Origin of the sequence: Salinispora cortesiana (genome assembly GCF_000484695.1) — a bacterium.
Lineage (GTDB): Bacteria > Actinomycetota > Actinomycetes > Mycobacteriales > Micromonosporaceae > Micromonospora > Micromonospora cortesiana.
Genome location: NZ_AXVR01000073.1, coordinates 1 through 17,178, shown reverse-complemented (window position 1 = coordinate 17,178; position 17,178 = coordinate 1). Strand labels below are relative to the sequence as shown.

15 protein-coding genes, 4 pseudogenes and 3 riboswitches are annotated in these 17,178 nt (G+C 71.6%); of the genes and pseudogenes, 10 read left to right on the top strand and 9 right to left on the bottom strand.

Annotated features, from left to right (window positions below; translation table 11 throughout):
* Positions 1-153, bottom strand: a 153-nt coding sequence (locus K228_RS0121700; protein ID WP_029723870.1) for an alpha/beta fold hydrolase, incomplete at its 3' end; no start/stop codon positions are given.
* A gap of 285 nt (positions 154-438) precedes the next feature.
* Between K228_RS0121700 and K228_RS0121695 the strand changes: the two genes are divergently transcribed.
* Complete coding sequence (locus K228_RS0121695) at positions 439-831, top strand: winged helix-turn-helix transcriptional regulator (protein ID WP_025620310.1); 393 nt, start codon at positions 439-441, stop codon at positions 829-831.
* On the opposite strand, the pseudogene K228_RS0121690 reads toward K228_RS0121695, so the two are convergent.
* Positions 832-1,119 (bottom strand): annotated as a pseudogene (locus tag K228_RS0121690) (RidA family protein); the annotation flags it as partial.
* Here K228_RS0121690 and K228_RS29720 point away from each other — a divergent pair.
* Together K228_RS29720 and K228_RS30240 are read left to right on the top strand one after the other, a co-directional pair.
* A pseudogene (locus tag K228_RS29720) lies at positions 1,120-1,361 on the top strand (ABC transporter ATP-binding protein); the annotation flags it as partial.
* A gap of 10 nt (positions 1,362-1,371) precedes the next feature.
* The gene (locus K228_RS30240; RefSeq protein ID WP_342667132.1) at positions 1,372-1,644 is read left to right on the top strand and encodes an ABC transporter permease family protein; all 273 of its coding nucleotides are present in this window, start codon (positions 1,372-1,374) and stop codon (positions 1,642-1,644) included.
* An 18-nt stretch (positions 1,645-1,662) separates the two neighbouring features.
* Here the strand turns inward: K228_RS30240 and K228_RS0121680 are convergent.
* The 6 genes and pseudogenes from K228_RS0121680 to K228_RS0121655 all read right to left on the bottom strand — a co-directional run.
* Positions 1,663-2,460: pseudogene (locus K228_RS0121680) on the bottom strand (ECF transporter S component); the annotation flags it as partial.
* Positions 2,457-4,088, bottom strand: coding sequence for an ABC transporter ATP-binding protein (locus tag K228_RS0121675; RefSeq protein ID WP_025620306.1), 1,632 nt, complete (start codon positions 4,086-4,088; stop codon positions 2,457-2,459). The pseudogene K228_RS0121680 and the gene K228_RS0121675, both read right to left, overlap by 4 nt.
* Positions 4,085-5,233: a CbiQ family ECF transporter T component gene (locus K228_RS0121670; protein WP_025620305.1), complete on the bottom strand. Its 1,149-nt coding sequence runs from the start codon at positions 5,231-5,233 to the stop codon at positions 4,085-4,087. The genes K228_RS0121675 and K228_RS0121670 overlap by 4 nt, the downstream gene beginning before the upstream one ends.
* Positions 5,226-6,164, bottom strand: a complete 939-nt coding sequence (locus K228_RS0121665) for a hypothetical protein (RefSeq protein WP_025620304.1) — start codon at positions 6,162-6,164, stop codon at positions 5,226-5,228. The genes K228_RS0121670 and K228_RS0121665 overlap by 8 nt, the downstream gene beginning before the upstream one ends.
* The gene (locus K228_RS0121660; protein WP_025620303.1) at positions 6,161-7,534 is read right to left on the bottom strand and encodes a prenyltransferase/squalene oxidase repeat-containing protein; all 1,374 of its coding nucleotides are present in this window, start codon (positions 7,532-7,534) and stop codon (positions 6,161-6,163) included. Before K228_RS0121660 ends, K228_RS0121665 begins: the two co-directional genes overlap by 4 nt.
* 135 nt (positions 7,535-7,669) lie before the next feature.
* Positions 7,670-7,808, bottom strand: a riboswitch (cobalamin riboswitch).
* Between the two features lie 90 nt (positions 7,809-7,898).
* Positions 7,899-8,390 (bottom strand): hypothetical protein, encoded by a 492-nt coding sequence (locus K228_RS0121655; protein WP_025620302.1) that lies wholly within the window; start codon positions 8,388-8,390, stop codon positions 7,899-7,901.
* A 99-nt stretch (positions 8,391-8,489) separates the two neighbouring features.
* A riboswitch (cobalamin riboswitch) is annotated at positions 8,490-8,610 on the bottom strand.
* 194 nt (positions 8,611-8,804) lie between these two features.
* Between K228_RS0121655 and K228_RS0121650 the strand changes: the two genes are divergently transcribed.
* A complete protein-coding gene (locus K228_RS0121650; protein ID WP_025620301.1) occupies positions 8,805-9,197 on the top strand; it encodes an SCO5389 family protein in 393 nt (130 codons plus the stop codon).
* Between the two features lie 109 nt (positions 9,198-9,306).
* Here the strand turns inward: K228_RS0121650 and K228_RS0121645 are convergent, their stop codons facing one another.
* Positions 9,307-9,702, bottom strand: coding sequence for a CU044_5270 family protein (locus K228_RS0121645; RefSeq protein WP_025620300.1), 396 nt, complete (start codon positions 9,700-9,702; stop codon positions 9,307-9,309).
* A 349-nt stretch (positions 9,703-10,051) separates the two neighbouring features.
* On the opposite strand from K228_RS0121645, the gene K228_RS0121635 reads away from it, so the two are divergent.
* The 6 genes and pseudogenes from K228_RS0121635 to K228_RS30235 form a co-directional block, all read left to right on the top strand.
* Entirely contained in the window at positions 10,052-11,260 is a 1,209-nt protein-coding gene (locus tag K228_RS0121635; RefSeq protein ID WP_025620299.1) for a glycosyltransferase, read from the top strand.
* Positions 11,261-11,293: 33 nt separating this feature from the next.
* A complete protein-coding gene (locus tag K228_RS0121630) occupies positions 11,294-12,094 on the top strand; it encodes an inositol monophosphatase family protein (RefSeq protein ID WP_025620298.1) in 801 nt (266 codons plus the stop codon).
* A gap of 47 nt (positions 12,095-12,141) precedes the next feature.
* Positions 12,142-12,939, top strand: a complete 798-nt coding sequence (locus K228_RS0121625; protein WP_025620297.1) for an alpha/beta fold hydrolase — start codon at positions 12,142-12,144, stop codon at positions 12,937-12,939.
* A 48-nt stretch (positions 12,940-12,987) separates the two neighbouring features.
* Positions 12,988-13,207: riboswitch (cobalamin riboswitch) on the top strand.
* Positions 13,208-13,339: 132 nt separating this feature from the next.
* Positions 13,340-15,781 carry a ribonucleoside-diphosphate reductase subunit alpha gene (locus K228_RS0121620; protein WP_025620296.1) on the top strand — a complete coding sequence of 814 codons (2,442 nt, stop codon included), beginning with the start codon at positions 13,340-13,342 and terminating at the stop codon, positions 15,779-15,781.
* The gene (locus K228_RS0121615; RefSeq protein ID WP_025620295.1) at positions 15,778-16,830 is read left to right on the top strand and encodes a ribonucleotide-diphosphate reductase subunit beta; all 1,053 of its coding nucleotides are present in this window, start codon (positions 15,778-15,780) and stop codon (positions 16,828-16,830) included. Before K228_RS0121620 ends, K228_RS0121615 begins: the two co-directional genes overlap by 4 nt.
* A 33-nt stretch (positions 16,831-16,863) precedes the next feature.
* A pseudogene (locus tag K228_RS30235) lies at positions 16,864-17,178 on the top strand (hypothetical protein); the annotation flags it as partial.

The window sequence follows — 17,178 nt, the reverse complement described above, 5'->3', positions numbered from 1 at the left end:
GCCGGCCTTGAGTAGAGCCGCGGACTGCTTCTCCCACGAGTGCCCGTCCAGGGGGTAGCCGTGGATGAGTACCACCGGCTGTCCCTGACCGTGGTCCTCGTAGTACACGTCGATGTTGGTGCTGTTCTCGGTTCCCACAGTGATGTACGGCACGGTAAACCTCTCAGTCAGGAGAACGATCGTTCTCGCCTTGCGTCGGTTACTACCGTAGAGAACGAACGTTCTCCACGCCAGCTTTGCTGATATGCCCGCGGTGACCCTCGTCACGCGACCGAAACCACCGGGAGTCCTGCCCGTTGGCGAGGGTTTGAGGTCGGTCCACCTCGCCGTCACCGATTGACGGAGCGGTCCACGGGCACGTGCTGATCGCTGCCGACCCTTGTCCCCGTTCGCCATCGCTCTCTTGTGGTTACTGAGGATCTGGTGGAGAGTGAGTGGATGGGTGCCAAACAGGAGGCGAGCGAACTGCTGCCAGAAACCGACCTGGCGCGTGCCGACTCGCTGGCACGAGAGATCTTCTCCGACGTGGCCAACAAGTGGGCATTCCTGATCATCGAGTTCCTCGGACAACGCACCATGCGCTTCGGGGAACTACGCGACGAGGTCGGTGGCATCAGCCACAAGATGCTCACCCAGAACCTGCGGATGCTGGAACGCAACGGCCTGGTCGAGCGAACCGTGTATCCCACCATCCCGCCCCGGGTCGAGTACACCCTTACCGGGGCGGGTGAGGCACTGCGGAGCGTGGTCGACGACATGTGCGGCTGGACTCAGCGCCACTTCAGCCACATCGAGTCGTCGCGGCGCCGCTTCGACGCCTCGCAGGTGTGATCAGTCGAGGACGGCGGTCGCCTCAACCTCGACCAGGTGTTCGGGAATGTCCAACGCCGCGGCCCCGAACAGCGAGGCCGGAGCTATGGGCGTGGTGCCCAGCTTGGCCGACGCCCGCGCGATGCCCTCGAGCAACTCCGGCATCCGCTCCGGGGTCCAGTCGACGACATGCACGGTCAACTTCACCACATCGGCGAAGGACGCCGCGACGCCAGCCAGTGCGGTACCGACGTTGAGGTAGCACTGCTCGACCTGAGCGGCCAGGTCGCCTTCGCCGATCGTATTCCCGCCGGTGGTCTGGAGGTGCCCACCTCCGGTTCGGTGGAGGTGGCGGGGTCGGGCTCGGCGGCCTCGACTCGACGGCGGTGGCCCACCTGCGCCGGGACCGGATCGGCTACGTGTTCCAGGACTTCAACCTGGTGACCGACCTGACCGCGGCGGAGAACGTCGCCCTGCCGCTGGAACTCGGTGGCAGCAGTGCGCGGGTGGCGCGCGCGGCGGCTGTCACCGCGCTGGACGAAGTGGGCCTGCCTAGCCACCATGGCGGCGGTCGGCGCCACCGGGCGTACCCGACGGCGCATCACCGCGGCCCAGGCCGGGTTCATCGTCGGCGCCGGAACTCTGCTCGGCTTGATCTCCGGCATCGGGCCGGCGGCGGCCTACGTCGGCTACCACGTCGAGCTGCGTTGGCACGTACCCTGGCCCGCCCTGCTGGCGGTCGTGCTGGTCCCACCCGTGCTGGCGATCGTCGCGGCCCGCGGGTTGGCCCGCGGCGGGCTTCCCCGCCTGCGCGGGCAGGAGCGAAGTCGGTAGCGACGCCGGCAGTCCCGGCTCGGGTGCGGCGAAGGTCACCGGAGCACTGAAGGCGGCCTTGCGGGCGGCGCGGCGCAGCGCGGCGAGCACCGCTGGGCCGGCGAGGGCGATCAGCACGGCGGTGGTGATCGCCCGTCCGGTGTCCCAGCCGAAGGTGGAGGTCACCGCGGTGAAGATGACGAAGCGGTGCAGGTTCTCCAGGATCGGCGCACCGGCCACATAGGAGAGTTGGGTCTCCGCGCCGGCGCTGAACGGCCAGAACCAGAGGTTCATCAGCAGCCCGTAGCCGTAGGCGGCGAGCGCACCGTACCCAGCCAGCAGCGCGACCTCGGCGCGACCGCGGGGCCGGCGGGGGAGCAGGCCGGCGCCGAGACCCACCCAGGAGGCGGCAAGCATCTGGAACGGCAGCCAGGGGCCGACGCCGGCGGTGAGTAACGCGGAGGCGAACAGCGACGTGGAGCCGAGCAGGAAGCCGAACCCCGGTCCGAAGACCCGGCCGGCGAGGACGAGCAGGAAGAACACCGTCTCGATCCCGGCGGTACCGGCACCGAGCGGGCGCAGCGCGGCGTTGACCGCGGCGAGCACCCCGAGCATCGCCAGGGCCTTGCTGTCGATCCCGCCGGAGGTGAGTTCCGCCAGTACCAGCGCCACCAACACCGGCAACATGACGACGAAGACCAGCGGCGCCTCCCCGGCGCGGGCGGTGTTCTCCGGCTGCACCGGGACGAAGAGCGGCCAGGTGAAGGTGGCCAGCGCGGCGACCGAGGCGAGCACCAGCACCACGGCGGTGCGCGGAGCGACCCGCAGCACACTCACGCCGGCTCCCGCTCAACTACCAGCGCGGCGGCGACCTGATCCACCGTCAGCCACGGCGCCGGGGCGAGTACCTTGGCGACCTGCGGGGCGAATGCGGGCGAGGCGAGCATGACCTCCGCGGTACTGCCGTCGGCCACGATCTCACCGTCGGCCATCACGATCACCCGGTCGGCCAGCGCCGCGACCAGCTCCACGTCGTGCGTCGCCACCACCATGCTGCGCCCGGCGGCGGCCAGCCCGCGCACCAGCGAGACGAACTGTCGTTTGGCGAGGTAGTCCAGGCCGCGGGTCGGTTCGTCCAGCAGCACCACCGGCGGGGCGGCGGTGAGCTGCACCGCGAGCGCGAGCGCCAGCCGCTGCCCCTCGGAGAGGTCCCGCGGGTGTCGGTCACCGGGCAGGCCGGGGGTGAGCTGGTCCAGCAGGGCGCGGCAGGTGCCGGCCGCCGCCTCGGTCTCCTGGTCGGCCTGGTGGCACTCGCCGTCGACCGTCTCCAGGTAGAGCAGGTCGCCCGGGGTCTGCGGAACCAGCCCGACCTGCCGGCGGGCCTGGTGCGCCGGCAGGCTCTTGGGGTCGACGTCCCCCGCCGAGCCGGTCACGGTCACCGCGCCGCCCTGCCGGGGGCCGCTGCCCTGCACGGCCCAGAGCAGGCTGGACTTTCCGGAGCCGTTGCGACCCATCAGGGCGACGACCCGACCGACCTGAAGGTCGAGGTCAACGCCGGCCACGGCGACGGTGCCCGGATACCGTACGACGATCTTCCGTGCGCTCAGCGCCGTCGCCGGCTCCGGGGCGGGAGTCGGCGCGGGGGGCGCTCCGTCGGCGAGCCGTCCACGCAGCTGCGCGGCGCGGCGACGGGCATCGCGGACCGACAGCGGCAGTGGGTCCCAGCCGGCCAGGCGACCCAGCTCGACCAGGGGTGGGGCCAGCTCCACGCCGGCCAGCACCATCGCCGGTGGCCCGTTGACCACGCGCCCATCGCCGGGCAGGTAGAGCAGGCGGTCGGCGTACTGCATGACCCGTTCGAGTCGGTGTTCGGCCAGCACCACGGTGACCCCGAGGTCATGGACCAGCCGGGTGACCGCGGCGAGGACGTCCTCGGCGGCTGTGGGGTCCAGCGCGGAGGTGGGTTCGTCGAGCACCAGGACCCGGGGGTGGCTGGTGAGGACAGCGCCGATGGCGACCCGTTGCTGTTGCCCACCGGAGAGGGTCCGGAGTGGCCGGTCGCGCAAGTCGGCGATGCCGAGCAGGTCCAGCGTCTCCTCCACCCGCTTGCGCATCACCGCCGGCGGCAGGGAGAGCTGCTCCATGCCGTACGCCAGCTCCTCCTCGACGGTGTCGGTGACGAAGCCGGAGAGCGGGTCCTGGCCGACCACGCCGACGACATCGGCGAGGTCGCGGGGCGGGTGCCGGCGGGTGTCCCGGCCGTCCACGGTGACCGAGCCGTGCAGGGTGCCGCCGGTGAAGTGCGGCACCAGCCCGTTGATCGCCCGCAGCAGGGTCGACTTGCCGGCCCCGGTACGCCCGGCGACCAGGCACAGCTCGCCCTCCTCGACGGTCAGCGTCACGTCGCGCAGCGGCGGCGGCCCGTCCTCGGTGTAGCGGACGGTCACCCGGTCAAATATGATCATGTGCGATCTTTCGGGACAGGCGTCGGCGGCGGGGCGAGCCAGGCCGGGACAGCCGCGACGGCGACGGCGAGCAGCAGCAGGGGGGTCAGCTCGGGCCAGGTGAGCGGGCTGACCGGCGGGTAGAGCAGCTCCGGGTCGACCGTGCCGGCCAGCATGGTCAGGCCGGCCGCGGCGATCCCGCACCCGGCGATGAGCAGCTCGGCCAGCCGCCAGCGGTCCGGCCGGTAGCGGCTGCGGCGGACCCGGCGGCCGGCCAGCAGCATGCCGCCGACGGCGGCAACCAGCCCGGCGAGGAGCAGCGGCAGCCCCAGATAGCCGGGCCCGGTGGTGTCGAGCAGCCCGTAGGTGCCGGCGCAGACGCCGAGCAGGCCGCCAAGCACCAGCGTGCCGGTGACCGTACGCTGCCCGGCCGGGACCGCCGCCGTCCGGCCGTAGCCGCGCGAGTCCATCGCCGCGGCGAGGGCCAGGGACCGGTCCAAGGCGTCGGCCAAGACCGGAAGCGCGACTCCCCAAAACGCCCGCATCCCCCGCCCGGATGCGCCCCGCAGCCGACGCGCCCGCCGGACCCGCAGCACACTCTCCACCAGTTGCGGGGCGACCGACAGCGCGACCACCACCGCCGTGCCCACCGCATACAACGCTCCCGGTACGGCCTTGAGGAGCCGCTTCGGGTTGGCCAGGGCGTTCGCCGCCCCCAGGCAGATCAGCATCGTCGCCAACCGGAGCCCGTCGTAGAACCCGCCGAGGACCTGCTCGGCGGCGACCGGCCCGAGGAGGCGGATTCCCGCCGCCCACTCCGGCAGCGGGATCTCCGGCAACCGGACCAGCACATAGTCGCCCTGCCCACCGCCGAAGACGATCCGGAACACCACCCGCATCGCGACGATCACCACGCCGAGCCAGACGTACATTCGGAATGCCAGCGCCCAGGGGGCGTGCCCGCGTCGCGCTACGACCACCAGCGCGGCGACCGTGACCAGCAGGGTGAGCCCCAGCGGGTTGGTGGTGTGGCTGGCCGCGGTGGCCAGCCCGAGCGCCCAGAGCCACCAGGCGCCCGGGTGCAGCCCACGGGGCAGTCGCCAGGCGGACCAGCGGGCCGACCACCGATCGGTGGTCGTGGAGCTGTCCACCGCGGCATCAGTCATCCGGGTCGGCGGCCCGCCGCCGGGCGGCGACCAGGCCCCCGGCGATGAGCGCCGCCAGCAGCAGCACCCCGGTCAGCGTGCCCAGCGGCACGCCCCCCTCCTCGCGGGCGGCGACGGCGTCGGTCAGCACGGGCTCCTCGGCGGAGCCCGGCTGCGCTGCGGTGGTGGCGGTCTCCGGGGACGGGAGGCCCGCCGCGCTGGCCGACGGCGTGGCGGTGGCCGACGTCGATGGGCCAACGGTGTGGGTCGGCCCGCCGGGTGCACCGGGCTGGCCACCGTCCGCCGCACCGGGCTGTCCCGGGTCGGCTGCACCGGGTTGACCACCGTCGGTGGGTGGCGGCGCGACGTCTCCACCCGCCGGCGGCGGTGCCACCGGTACGTCGTTCGGCGGCGGTGACGCTGGCGGTGCCGGTGGCGAGGCGGGCGGCGGCGGTGCGGGGCGGCTCGGGGCGACCCCCGGGCGGGGAGCGTCGTTGGGGTCGCGGTTGAGGGAGAACGACCAGCCCTCGAAGCTGCCCGCCGGGGGCGTCCGGTTGAGCACTCCCTTGTCGCTGTAGGTCCAGCTGCCCCCGTTCGGGGCGTGCCAGTACGACCAGTAGGCGCTGGCCGGCGGCGTGTCGACGCACTTCTCCGTGTCCGCCGACGGCTTGCCCTCGATCCGGCAGATGAATCCCTCGCCCCAGCGCAGCGTGCCGGTGATCTGGAATCCGGCGCTCTTCAGCGCGGCCAGCCCGGTGGCCTGGCTGCCGGGAGCGCAGCGGACCACGGTCCCGCCCCCGAGCTCGTTGAAGTCGACCACGACGGTGACGCCGGAGGCGTCCGGGCAGTAGCCGGCGGACCCGGCGGCCGCCGCCGGGCTCCCCGACCCGATCACCGAGCCGGCGGCGACCAGGGCGACGGTCGCCGCGCCGTGAAGTGTCCTGCGGCTCAATTCGTCCGCCGACGGCCGAGGAGGAGCAGCCCCACGCCGCCACCGAGCAGCAGCACCGCGAGCAGCACGTAGCTGGTGATCGCCGCGCCGGTGGTCGGCAGCCCACCCAGGCTGGAGGTGGTCGGCGTCACCGGAGCGCCGCTGGTCGGCGGCGCGGAGGGCGTCGCCGACGGGGCAGTCCCGGTCGCGCTCGGCGTCGGGCTGGCGGTGCCGGTCGGGGTGGGCTGCCCGGTCGGCGGCGGGTCGAGGCCGATCCGACCCAGCGGCACCTGGGCGAGCCCGAGCAGCGCCTGGGCAGTGGCCCGACGCCACTCGTCCCGGTGGTTGTCGGCGATCCCCTCCTCAACGGCGGCGGCGAGCCCGCCGGCGTTGTAGGCGATGGCGCCCGCCTCCGTGGCGGCTGCCCCGCCGTTGCCGGCGGTCAGCTGTAGCGCGGCCAGCGCCACCGCCGCCTTGGCGGCCTCCGGGTCACGGCCGGCGGCGGCGAGGGCCTGTCCGGCCAGGCCGGTGCTGTTGGAGTTCTTCCCAGTGGTCGGTCCGGAGCCGCGGAACGACCCGTCGGTGTGCTGCTGGGACACCAGCCATTCCGCGCCGGCGTCGGCCGCGTCGGCGGCGTCGGCGGCGCCGTCCTCGGCGGCGCTCAGCAGCGCCTGCACGGCCATCGCGGTCGAGTCAACGTCGAGGGTGGCGTTGGGCTGGTCGTCGCAGGACGGCGAGGGCCCGTCGGCGGTGTCCGGGTAGAGGCGGAAGCCGCCCGCCGCGCACTGCTGCCGGATGAGAAAGTCCACCACGTCCTGCGGGACGCCACCACTGCGGGTCAGGCCCAGCACGGCGAAGGACTGGTCGAACGTGTTGCTCGGGTCCGGGCCGACCTGCCCGGGGGCTCGGTTGGTGACCCGTCCCCGTTGGTGGTCGGTGTCCGCCCCGGCGATCAACGACAGGGTCTCGGCTCGCAGGTCGTAACCGCCGAAGTCGGTGGGGTCGGCGCTGGAGGCGGAGGCGGCGTAGAGCAGCTTCGCGGTCGCCCCGCCGTCGGTGACGCCCTCGACGTCCCAGTTGTCCCAGCTGTTGTAGGCGCGTACGTTCGCCGCGACCTGCGCGGTCGCCGCCTCCCGGGTCGACGGGTCGACCCCGGTGGCGGAGAGCGCGAGGAGGCCGTCGATGGTCAGCCCCCAGTCCTCCGGCTTGAACGGGCCGGGCAGGACGTCGTCGGTGAACTCGTCGGCCAGCCAGGAGGCGGCCTCGCGCGCCGCCGCGGCGTGGTCCGGGTCGGGGGCCGCCACCACGGTCAGTGGGGCGGCGGCTACCACGGCGAGGGTGGTTGCCGCGGCCGCGCCGAGACCGCTGGCGAGGCGCCGGGACAGAGCCATGAGGGGGTGCCTTTCGTAGAGCAGTCGGTGAGCTCCGGCAAGCACCCCGGGGCACGAAAACCCCGCTCCGCGTGCTGCGTGAGCGGGGTGGACGGACCTCGGCGGACCGGACTTCACCCTGTAAACCTCGACAGTGGAAGCCGCTCGTCCCGGGCGGGGCATTCCGGCTCGCGAAAGGGTTCTCTCGCTCACGGCTGCGGGTCAGCGCCGGTATCGCACCGGCTTCCCCCCACACGGGACGTATGCAGTTGTGACCCGGCGTGCACCCGGGTGCCCGTCACCGTACCGCCAGGGCGTGCGACGACGCCAGAACGGAGCGGCACCTGGGGTGCACTACCGGTCACACCAGCGGCGCGGGGTGGGCTCAGGGAGCGGGGACGGTCGGCGGGGTGCTCTCGCCGAAGGACCAACCCTCGATGCTGCCCGGGGCCGGGTCGTAGTTGAGTACGCCCTTGTCGCTGTACTCCCAGTCGCCGCCGCTGGCGGCGTGCCAGTACGACCAGTAGCCGGTGGCCTGCGGGGTGTCGATGCACGGCTCGACATCCGGGGTGGGCAGACCGTCGAGCCGACAGACGAAGGCGAGTCCCCATCGGATGGTGCCTTCGACGGCGAAGCCGGCGTCCTGCAGGGCGGCCAGCCCGGTGTCCGGGTCACCGGGGGCGCAGGCGACCTCGACCTCACCACCGAGCGCGGTGAAGTCGACCACCACGGTGACGCCCGAGGTGCCGGCACAGGCGTCGGCGTGCGCGGCCTGGGGGGCGGGCTCGACAGCGGTCAGGGCGATCCCGGCGACGGCGGCGGCCAGTAGGCCGGCGACGCGGGTGCGGACGGTGGTTCGAAGGTGGGACACGACCATCAGGAGTGCCTTTCCGCCCTGCGGTCGTCAGAACCCGGACCGATCGTTGTTGGTCAGCGTCGGGTCGGGGCCTCCGACCCGTGGGCCACGACGGGTGGGTAGGGGTGCGCGAGTGTGGCGGGTATTCGGGCTTGCCGTCGGGATGCACCCCGACGGCCCACCGTTGCGGGCCAGCGCCGGATTTTGACCGGACTTCCCCCGCACAGACGCGTTGGTTGAGTTGTCGCGACAGTCTGAGCTGGCGTGAGCAGCGCTGTCAAACGGCGCTGAGGTGGGCGCACGTCATGCAGCGGACCAACCTGCCGAATCCGACCGAGCCACACCACGTGGCGTCGTTGACGCGGTGGACGTTGAGTGGTGTGCTCAGAGCGCAACGGTAATGAAAACCACGATCATTATCAGCTGAGGAGGATCATGTCTCTCACCGTGCCACCGGATCTGTTGCGGTCCGCCGAGTCGGGCCCCGTTGACGACGACGCCTTCGTCTCCTGCGTCCGCGACTCCCTGCCGTACGCCTGGCAGACCGTCAGCCGGGTGGCGGCGGAGCTGGCGTCCTCCGACGCCGAGTTCGCCGACAGTGACGTGCCGCCGCCAATCGAGGAGGAGCGGGGTCAGCTCCTGCGCGCGCTGGCCAGCGATGCCATCCGTTCCAGCCTCGAGCGCCACTTCGGTGTCAAGCTGGCCTTCCAGAACTGTCACCGGGTCGCGGCGTTCCGCCACTCCGCAGTGGACTCGGAAACCTACCGCCGCTTCATCTCCATCCGCGGTCAGCTGCTCAACCAGTCTCCCGAGCTGCGCAACTGTTGATCCGGTTGCTGCCCGGCGGGCCGGCGGAGTGACCCACCTCCGCCGGCCCGCCGGGCACCCCCGATCAGCCGCCGCCGCGTTCCTGCTCCCGGCCGCGTACCGGTGCCGGCTACGGCGCCGGGCGCTCTCCGAGCTTCGGCACCACGGCCCACTGCAGCACTGCGGTCGTGCTGAGCACTGTCCCGGATGGTCCGTCGGCGGTGTCCGCCACGAGGTAGCTGCGTTGGCCGAGATAATCATACGTGTGTCTATCGAAAATCCACTCGTCTCGTCGGCTTCTTTCGGTGTGCGCGACGGCTATCCCCTGCCGGTCGGCCGCGTCGGTGACCCCACGGACCACCTCAATCCCCGGGATCTTCGCCGCAGCCAGATAGAGCGCGGCGCTCGTCCGCGGCGGCACCAACGACTCGCGTAGAATGTCACCGATCGCGGTGAACGCCGCGCCGTCGCGGCTGCTTCCCTGGCCCCGCTCATCCCGGTCAACGGCGGGTGGTCCAGTTGCCACTGCTGGGCGGCAACCCCGACCGCGACCGCCAGCACACCCGCTGCCGGCGCCAGCGACAACCTCCGCCGTGACCGCCGGACCGCCGTTCGATCTCGCTCATCGGTACTCTCCCTGCTCGACGGATACGTGACGAACGGGCTGCGCGTCACCATGACCCCGGACCCCAGGACGACGGGCCTGATCAAGGCCCTCCAGTCGGTGCTCTCCCTTCAGTTGGCCTGAACCACGCGCGGTTTCCCCGCTCCCCGCCGGGGAATCCTCGTCCGGGTATGCGCGGCGGTGCCTGATCTGTACCAGGATGTCGCGTTACCCGCCGAACGTGACGGCCCGGCCGGGAGGTGCAGCGAGCATGCGGATCGCGATGATCTCGGAGCACGGCAGCCCGCTGGCCGTCCTGGGGGGCACGGACGCCGGAGGCCAGAACGCGCATGTCGCTGAGCTCTCGGCCGCCCTCGCCGCCGCCGGGCACGACGTTCGGGTCTACACCCGCCGTGACGACCCGGAGCTACCGACCACCGTCCGGGACGCCGACGGCTACGACGTGGTGCACGTTCCAGCGGGGCCGGCCAAACGGCTGGCCAAGGATGAGCTGCTGCCGTACCTGCCGGAGTTCAGTCGGTGGCTCGTTGACCGGTGGCGGAGCGGGGAGTGGCAGCCCGAGGTCATCCACGCGCACTACTGGATGAGTGGGCTCGCCGCGCTGACCGCCGGGCGACAACTCGGACGACCCGTCGTGCAGACGTACCAGGATCTCGGGGTGGTCAAACGCCGGCACCAAGGCGCGCAGGACACCAGCCCGGCCTGCCGGATAGCCAGCGAGCGTGAGCTGGGCTGCCGGGTGGACCGGGTGGTCGCGCAGTGTTCCGACGAAGTCGGTGAGCTGGTCCGGCTGGGAGTGCCGCGGTCCCAGATCGTGGTCGTGCCCGCCGGGGTGAACGTGGCCGCCCTCGCGCCACGACCGGGTACGGCCGTGGCGCGTACGGCCGGCAGGTTTCGAATCCTCACCGTCGGCCGTCTCGTGCCGCGGAAGGGCTTCGAGACCGTCATCCGGGCGATGGCGCCGCTGCCCGACGCGGAGTGCGTCGTGGTCGGTGGTCCGCCGGGCGCGCTGGAGGCTGATCCGTCGGCCCGACGGCTGTGGGCGCTGGCGGAGGAGTGCGGCGTCGCCGACCGGGTGCAGTTGGTGGGCGCGGTGCCGCGGGAGGCGATGGGCGATTGGTACCGCTCGGCGGACGTGCTGGTCGCGGCCCCCTGGTACGAGCCATTCGGGCTCACCCTGCTGGAAGCGATGGCCTGCGGTCTGCCCGTCGTCGGTACCGCGGTCGGGGGCCTGCGGGACACCGTGGTGGACGGGGTGACCGGTGACCTCGTGCCAGCCCGGAGCCCGCGGGCGTTGAGCACCACGCTCCGGCGGCTACTCGATGACGAGCCCCGTCGGTCCGCGTACGCCAGCGCGGGCCGCGAGCGGGCGCAGACGTACTCCTGGTCGGCCACTGCGGAGCGGTTGGCGGAGCTCTACGCCGAGGTCGCGGCGGTGCGGCGATCGAAGCTGGGATGAGGGTGGCCGTCGACCCTAGCTAGGGTGTCAGACATGTCGATCACAGATCAGGCGTTGGCAATCGAGGCGGCGGAGGCGGGAGCGACGGTCGTTCGCTCTCACTACGGGTCGGCGCTGACCCAGTTTTCGAAGGGCGGGGACGACTTCGCCACCACAGCGGACCTTGCGGCAGAGAAGGTGATTCTGGAGACGCTGCGCGCTGCGCGTCCGGATGACGTCCTGGTGGGGGAGGAGAGCGGGCGCACCGGCGCCGGGGACAGCGAGCGGATGTGGCTGGTCGATCCGCTGTGCGGGACCTTGAACTTCGCCGCCCGGACCATGCTGGTTTCGGTCAACGTGGCGCTGCGGAGCGGGACGCAGCCCACCGTCGCCGCCGCCGCGGACCCGTTCAGCGACGAGGTGTTCTGGACTGACGGCACCGCCGCCTACGTCCGTCAGGGCGGCGTAGACGAGCGGCTCGTCCCGTCAGCTGCCTCGAAGCTGGTGGACCTCAACCTCGACCCGCCGTTTCCGAACGAGAGCGAGTTCCAGGTCGCGCGGATGCTCGCCGACAAGAGCTTCGTCGGGCGGTTCCACCCGCGCGTGGTCGCCAGCACCCTGGCCGTGACCTGGGTCGCCGCCGGCCGTCGCGCCGGCTTCGTCGCCGACGGACACCAGCTCTGCGACAGCGTGCACTTCGCGGCGGGAATCGCTCTCTGTGAGGCGGCGGGTTGCGTGGTCTCCGGAATTGACGGACAGCCGCCGCACTCCGGGCTGGGTGGTCTCGTTGTGGCTGCCGACGAGCAAACGCACCGCGCGCTGCTGGCGTCCATTGAGAACCAAAAGCCGGCCTGAATAGGGTTACGGCGGCTTCCAGGTCGCCGGGTGAGGGAGTTCGTACGGTGCGGCGGGTGACAATCCGTCGGGACGGGGTGGCGCTGTCCTGCCTCGTGGGCGGCTCCGGCGACGATGTGGTCGTGCTGCTGCACGGGCTGGCCGGCAGCGCGGCGGAGTTGGTGCCCACGGCGGAGGCGCTGCTACCGGAGCACCGCGTGATCGTGCTGGACCAGCGCGGGCACGGCCACTCGACCCGACGGCCGCAGGACCTCTCCCGTCGGGCGTACGTCGAGGACGTGACCGCTGTCGTCACGGAGTTCGCCGGCGGTGCACCGGTGACGGTCGTGGGTCAGTCGATGGGTGGGCACACCGCGCTGCTCTTCGCTGCCGAGCATCCCGAGCTGCTGCGTCGGCTGGTGCTGCTGGAGGGCGGGGTCGGGGGCCGCGAGGATCGGGAGGACTACCCGGCCGAGCTGGGTGCCTTCTTCGCCTCGTGGCCGGTGCCGTTCGCCGATGTTCGCCAGGCCGCCGAGTTTCTGGGCGACACCCCGGTGGCCCAGGCCTGGCTGCGGGACCTGGATCGGCGCCCGGACGGGCTCTGGCCGCGATTCGAGCCGGCGGTGATGCGCGACGCCATCGCGGCCGTCGCCGACCGGGCCTGCTGGGACGAGTGGCAGCAGGTGCAGGCCCCCACCCTGCTGGTGTTGGGCGAGCACGGGATCATCCCCGCCGCCCAGGTGCGACGCATGGTGTCCCTGCGTCCGGATGTCGAGCAGGTCGTCGTTGCGGGCGCCGGGCACGACGTCCACCTGGAAGACCTGGACACCTGGCTGCGCGCCCTGGGGCAGTTTCTCAGCCACTGACACGCCGACACGACATCTGGTGTTGCATGCGGGGTGGGGGCGGCATATATGGTGTCTCCCGCAGCTGGTTCGGCGCTCCCACCGGGGAGTGGCCGAGGCAAGAGGGAACCCGGTGGAAGTCCGGGACTGCCCCGCAGCGGTGAGTGGGAACGACCGCCGTCATCACGCACTGGGCTGAACGAGGCCTGGGAAGCGACGGCCAGTAGACGACCGGGGTCCCCCGGGCGTGCCCGCGAGTCCGAAGACCTGCCAGCGCGCCGCACGCGTCGCGTGTGGCGGTTGGCGGCCGCGCGGGACGGCCGACGCCCGCAGCCGTCCGGTGTGGTTAGTCCGTCGGGCGAATGATCGTGGCGTCCCCCTGCGCGTTCGTCGACCTAGTCGGCAGGCGGAGGAGGGGGAGATGACGACGACGCGGGAACGCGCCACAAACGGTTCGGCCGGGGAGACGACGGCGACGCGGGAGGGCGCCACGAACGGTCCGGCCGGTGCGGAGCAGCAGCAGCAGCGGCGGCAGGTGATGGAGGTCCGCAAGCGCAACGGCGACACCGAGCCGGTGGACGTCAACAAGATCGTCCGCGCGGTGGAGCGGTGGGTCACCGACCTGAACGAGGCGGACCCGCTGCGGGTGGCGACCAAGACGATCAGCGGCCTGTACGACGGGGCGACAACGGCCGAGCTGGACCGGCTGTCGATCCAGACAGCGGCGGAGCTGATCGGCGAGGAGCCGCAGTATTCGAAGCTGGCGGCGCGACTGCTGGCCGCGTACGTGGACAAGGAGGTCCGGGGGCAGCAGGTCGCGAGCTTCAGCCAGTCCATCCGGTACGCCCACGGCCTCGGGCTGATCAGCGACGACACCGCCGCCTTCGTGTCCCGCAACGCCCGCAAGCTGGACGACGCGGTGGACCCGGCCGGCGACCTGCGGTTCGAGTACTTCGGGCTGCGTACCGTCGCGGACCGCTACCTGCTGCGGCACCCGCAGTCGCGGCTGGTGGTGGAGACCCCGCAGTACTGGCTGTTGCGGGTGGCCTGCGGGCTGTCCCGGACGCCGGCCGAGGCGATCGGGTTCTACCGGCTGATGTCGTCGCTGGCGTACCTGCCCAGCTCGCCGACGCTGTTCAACTCCGGCACCCGGCACACCCAGATGTCGTCGTGCTTCCTGGTCGACTCGCCCCGCGACGAGCTGGACTCCATCTACCAGCGGTACCACCAGGTCGCGAAGCTGTCGAAGTTCTCCGGCGGCATCGGCATCGCCTGGTCGCGGGTGCGCGGCCGGGGCGCGCTGATCCGGGGGACGAACGGCCGGTCGAACGGCATCGTGCCGTTCCTGAAGACCCTCGACGCCGGCGTCGCCGCGGTCAACCAGGGCGGCCGACGCAAGGGCGCGGCCTGCGTCTACCTGGAGCCCTGGCACCCGGACATTGAGGAGTTCCTGGAGCTGCGGGACAACACCGGCGAGGACGCCCGGCGTACGCACAACCTGAACCTGGCCAACTGGCTGCCGGACGAGTTCATGCGCCGGGTCGAGGCCGACGGCGACTGGTCGCTGGTTGACCCGTCCGACGCCCCGGAGCTACCCGACCTGTACGGCGCGGAGTTCGACGCCGCCTACCGGGTCGCGGAGAAGAAGGCCGTCCGTACGGTCAGGGCGCGGGACCTGTACGGGCGGATGATGCGCACCCTGGCGCAGACCGGCAACGGGTGGATGACCTTCAAGGACCGCTCGAACGCGCTGTCCAACCAGACCGGGGAGCCCGGCAACACGATTCACCTGTCGAATCTCTGCACCGAGATCCTTGAGGTCAACAACGACGCCGAGACCGCGGTGTGCAACCTGGGATCGGTCAACCTGGGCGCCCACGTCAGCACCGACGGGGTGGACTGGGCGAAGCTGCGGGAGACCGTCCGCACCGCGATGGTCTTCCTTGACCGCGTGATCGACATCAACTACTACCCGGCCGAGCAGGCGGCGGCCTCCAACCCGCGTTGGCGGCCGGTCGGGCTGGGGCTGATGGGCCTGCAGGACGCCTTCTTCACGCTGCGGCTGCCGTTCGACTCGGCCGAGGCGCGGGAGCTGTCCACCCGAGTGCAGGAGGAGATCTTCCTGACCGCGTTGGAGACCTCCGCCGGGCTCGCCGAGCGGTTCGGCCCGCATCCCGCGTACGCCGAGACCCGCGCGGCCCGGGGCGACCTGCACCCGCAGCTGTGGGGGACCGAGCCGGCGCAGCCGAAGCGGTGGGCCGAGCTGAAGGCGCGGATCGCGGAGCACGGTCTGCGGAACTCGCTGCTGGTGGCGATCGCCCCGACCGCGACGATCGCCTCGATCGCCGGCTGCTACGAGTGCATCGAGCCGCAGGTGTCCAACCTGTTCAAGCGCGAAACCATGTCCGGCGAGTTCCTTCAGGTCAACACCTACCTGGTCGGTGAGCTGAAGGCGCGCGGGTTGTGGACGGCCCCGATCCGGGACGAGATCAAGCGCGCGGAGGGGTCGGTGCAGGGCATCGCCGAGCTCCCCGCCGAGGTGCGGGAACTGTTCCGGACGGCGTGGGAACTCCCGCAGCGGGCGCTGATCGACCTGGCGGCGGCCCGTGCCCCGTACATCGACCAGTCCCAGTCGCTGAACCTGTTCCTGGCCGCGCCGACGATCGGCAAGCTCTCCTCGATGTACCTGTACGCCTGGAAGTCCGGGCTGAAGACCACCTACTACCTGCGGTCCCGTCCCGCGACGCGGATCCAGCAGGCCACCGTCGCCGTCACCCCGACCCGGTCGAGCTCAGCCGGGGCCGACGCCGAGGCGCTGGCCTGCTCCCTGGAGAACCCCGAAAGCTGCGAGGCATGCCAATGACCACCGACGCCGAGACCCGTACCGCGACCGCCGGGACCGGTGGCGAGCGGCAGCTGCTGCTCGACCCCGGGATGGACCTGACCCTGCGCCCGATGCGGTACCCGCACTTCTTCGACCGGTTCAAGGAGGCGATCAAGAACACCTGGACGGTAGAGGAGGTGGACCTGCACTCCGACCTCGCCGACCTGGCGAAACTCTCCCCGGCCGAGCGGCACCTGGTGTCCCGGCTGGTCGCGTTCTTCGCCACCGGCGACACGATCGTCGCCAACAACCTGGTGCTCAACCTCTACCAGCACGTCAACTCCCCGGAGGGCCGGCTCTACCTTTCCCGGCAGCTCTTTGAGGAGGCGGTGCACGTCCAGTTCTACCTGAACCTGCTGGACACCTATGTGCCGGAGGAGAAGGAGCGGTTCGCGGCGTTCGCGGCGGTGGAGAACATCCCCTCGATCGCCCGCAAGGCCGAGTTCTGCTTCCGGTGGATCGACTCGATCTTCGAGCTGCGGGAGCTGCGGACCCGGGCGGACCGGCGGGCGTTTCTGCTCAACCTGATCTGCTTCGCCGCCTGCATCGAGGGCTTGTTCTTCTACGGCGCCTTCGCCTACGTCTACTTCCTCCGCTCCCGGGGCCTACTCAACGGTCTCGCGTCCGGCACCAACTGGGTGTTCCGCGACGAGTCCATGCACATGGCCTTCGCCTTCGACGTGGTGGAGACCGCCCGCGCCGAGGAGCCGGACCTCTTCGACGCCGACCTGGAGCAGCAGGTCAGGGAGATGCTGGCGGAGGCGGTCGACTGCGAGGTCCAGTTCGCCGAGGACCTGCTTGAGCAGGGGGTCTCCGGACTCTCCCTGACCGACATGCGGGAATACCTCCAGCACGTCGCGGACCGGCGACTGGTCACGTTGGGGATCACCCCGATGTACGGCAGCCAGAACCCGTTCGCCTTCATGGAGCTGCAGGACGTACAGGAGTTGTCGAACTTCTTCGAGCGGCGGGTGTCGGCGTACCAGATGGGCGTCAGTGGGAGCGTTACCTTCGACGACGACTTCTGATCCGAAGCTGGGCGCGGACGTGCGCGCCGGGGAGTGCGCTGGTGGGAGCGTCCCGGGGTCTTCTGGCACAACCTCGGCGCGGTCCGCCTCGACGTGGGCGGGTCGCGGCTGTTGCGGGTGACGGTGGCCCATCTCAATCCGTACGACCCGGCGGAGGCCACGGTGGTGTCGGCGGACTGGAACACCATTGGCGAGGATGCCGACTACGACGAGGAGCCGGAGTGGTCCCGGTTGGCGCCGCATCGACGCCTTCCGCTGCTCCGCTCGGATGCGGGTGCGGCCACCGTGAACGGCTTCGACGTTGCCGCGCAGGCGGGAAAGGTGCGTGCGTCGATCAGCCTGACGGGG

Excerpts from the sequence above, each read along its gene's own strand:
- K228_RS0121620 (WP_025620296.1), top strand. The coding sequence starts at position 13,340 with ATGACGACGACGCGGGAACGCGCCACAAACGGTTCGGCCGGGGAGACG.
- K228_RS0121635 (WP_025620299.1), top strand. The coding sequence starts at position 10,052 with ATGCGGATCGCGATGATCTCGGAGCACGGCAGCCCGCTGGCCGTCCTG.
- K228_RS0121615 (WP_025620295.1), top strand. The coding sequence starts at position 15,778 with ATGACCACCGACGCCGAGACCCGTACCGCGACCGCCGGGACCGGTGGC.
- K228_RS30240 (WP_342667132.1), top strand. The coding sequence starts at position 1,372 with ATGGCGGCGGTCGGCGCCACCGGGCGTACCCGACGGCGCATCACCGCG.
- K228_RS0121655 (WP_025620302.1), bottom strand. The coding sequence starts at position 8,390 with ATGGTCGTGTCCCACCTTCGAACCACCGTCCGCACCCGCGTCGCCGGC.
- K228_RS0121675 (WP_025620306.1), bottom strand. The coding sequence starts at position 4,088 with ATGATCATATTTGACCGGGTGACCGTCCGCTACACCGAGGACGGGCCG.
- K228_RS0121650 (WP_025620301.1), top strand. The coding sequence starts at position 8,805 with ATGTCTCTCACCGTGCCACCGGATCTGTTGCGGTCCGCCGAGTCGGGC.
- K228_RS0121695 (WP_025620310.1), top strand. The coding sequence starts at position 439 with ATGGGTGCCAAACAGGAGGCGAGCGAACTGCTGCCAGAAACCGACCTG.
- K228_RS0121660 (WP_025620303.1), bottom strand. The coding sequence starts at position 7,534 with ATGGCTCTGTCCCGGCGCCTCGCCAGCGGTCTCGGCGCGGCCGCGGCA.
- K228_RS0121670 (WP_025620305.1), bottom strand. The coding sequence starts at position 5,233 with ATGACTGATGCCGCGGTGGACAGCTCCACGACCACCGATCGGTGGTCG.
- K228_RS0121630 (WP_025620298.1), top strand. The coding sequence starts at position 11,294 with ATGTCGATCACAGATCAGGCGTTGGCAATCGAGGCGGCGGAGGCGGGA.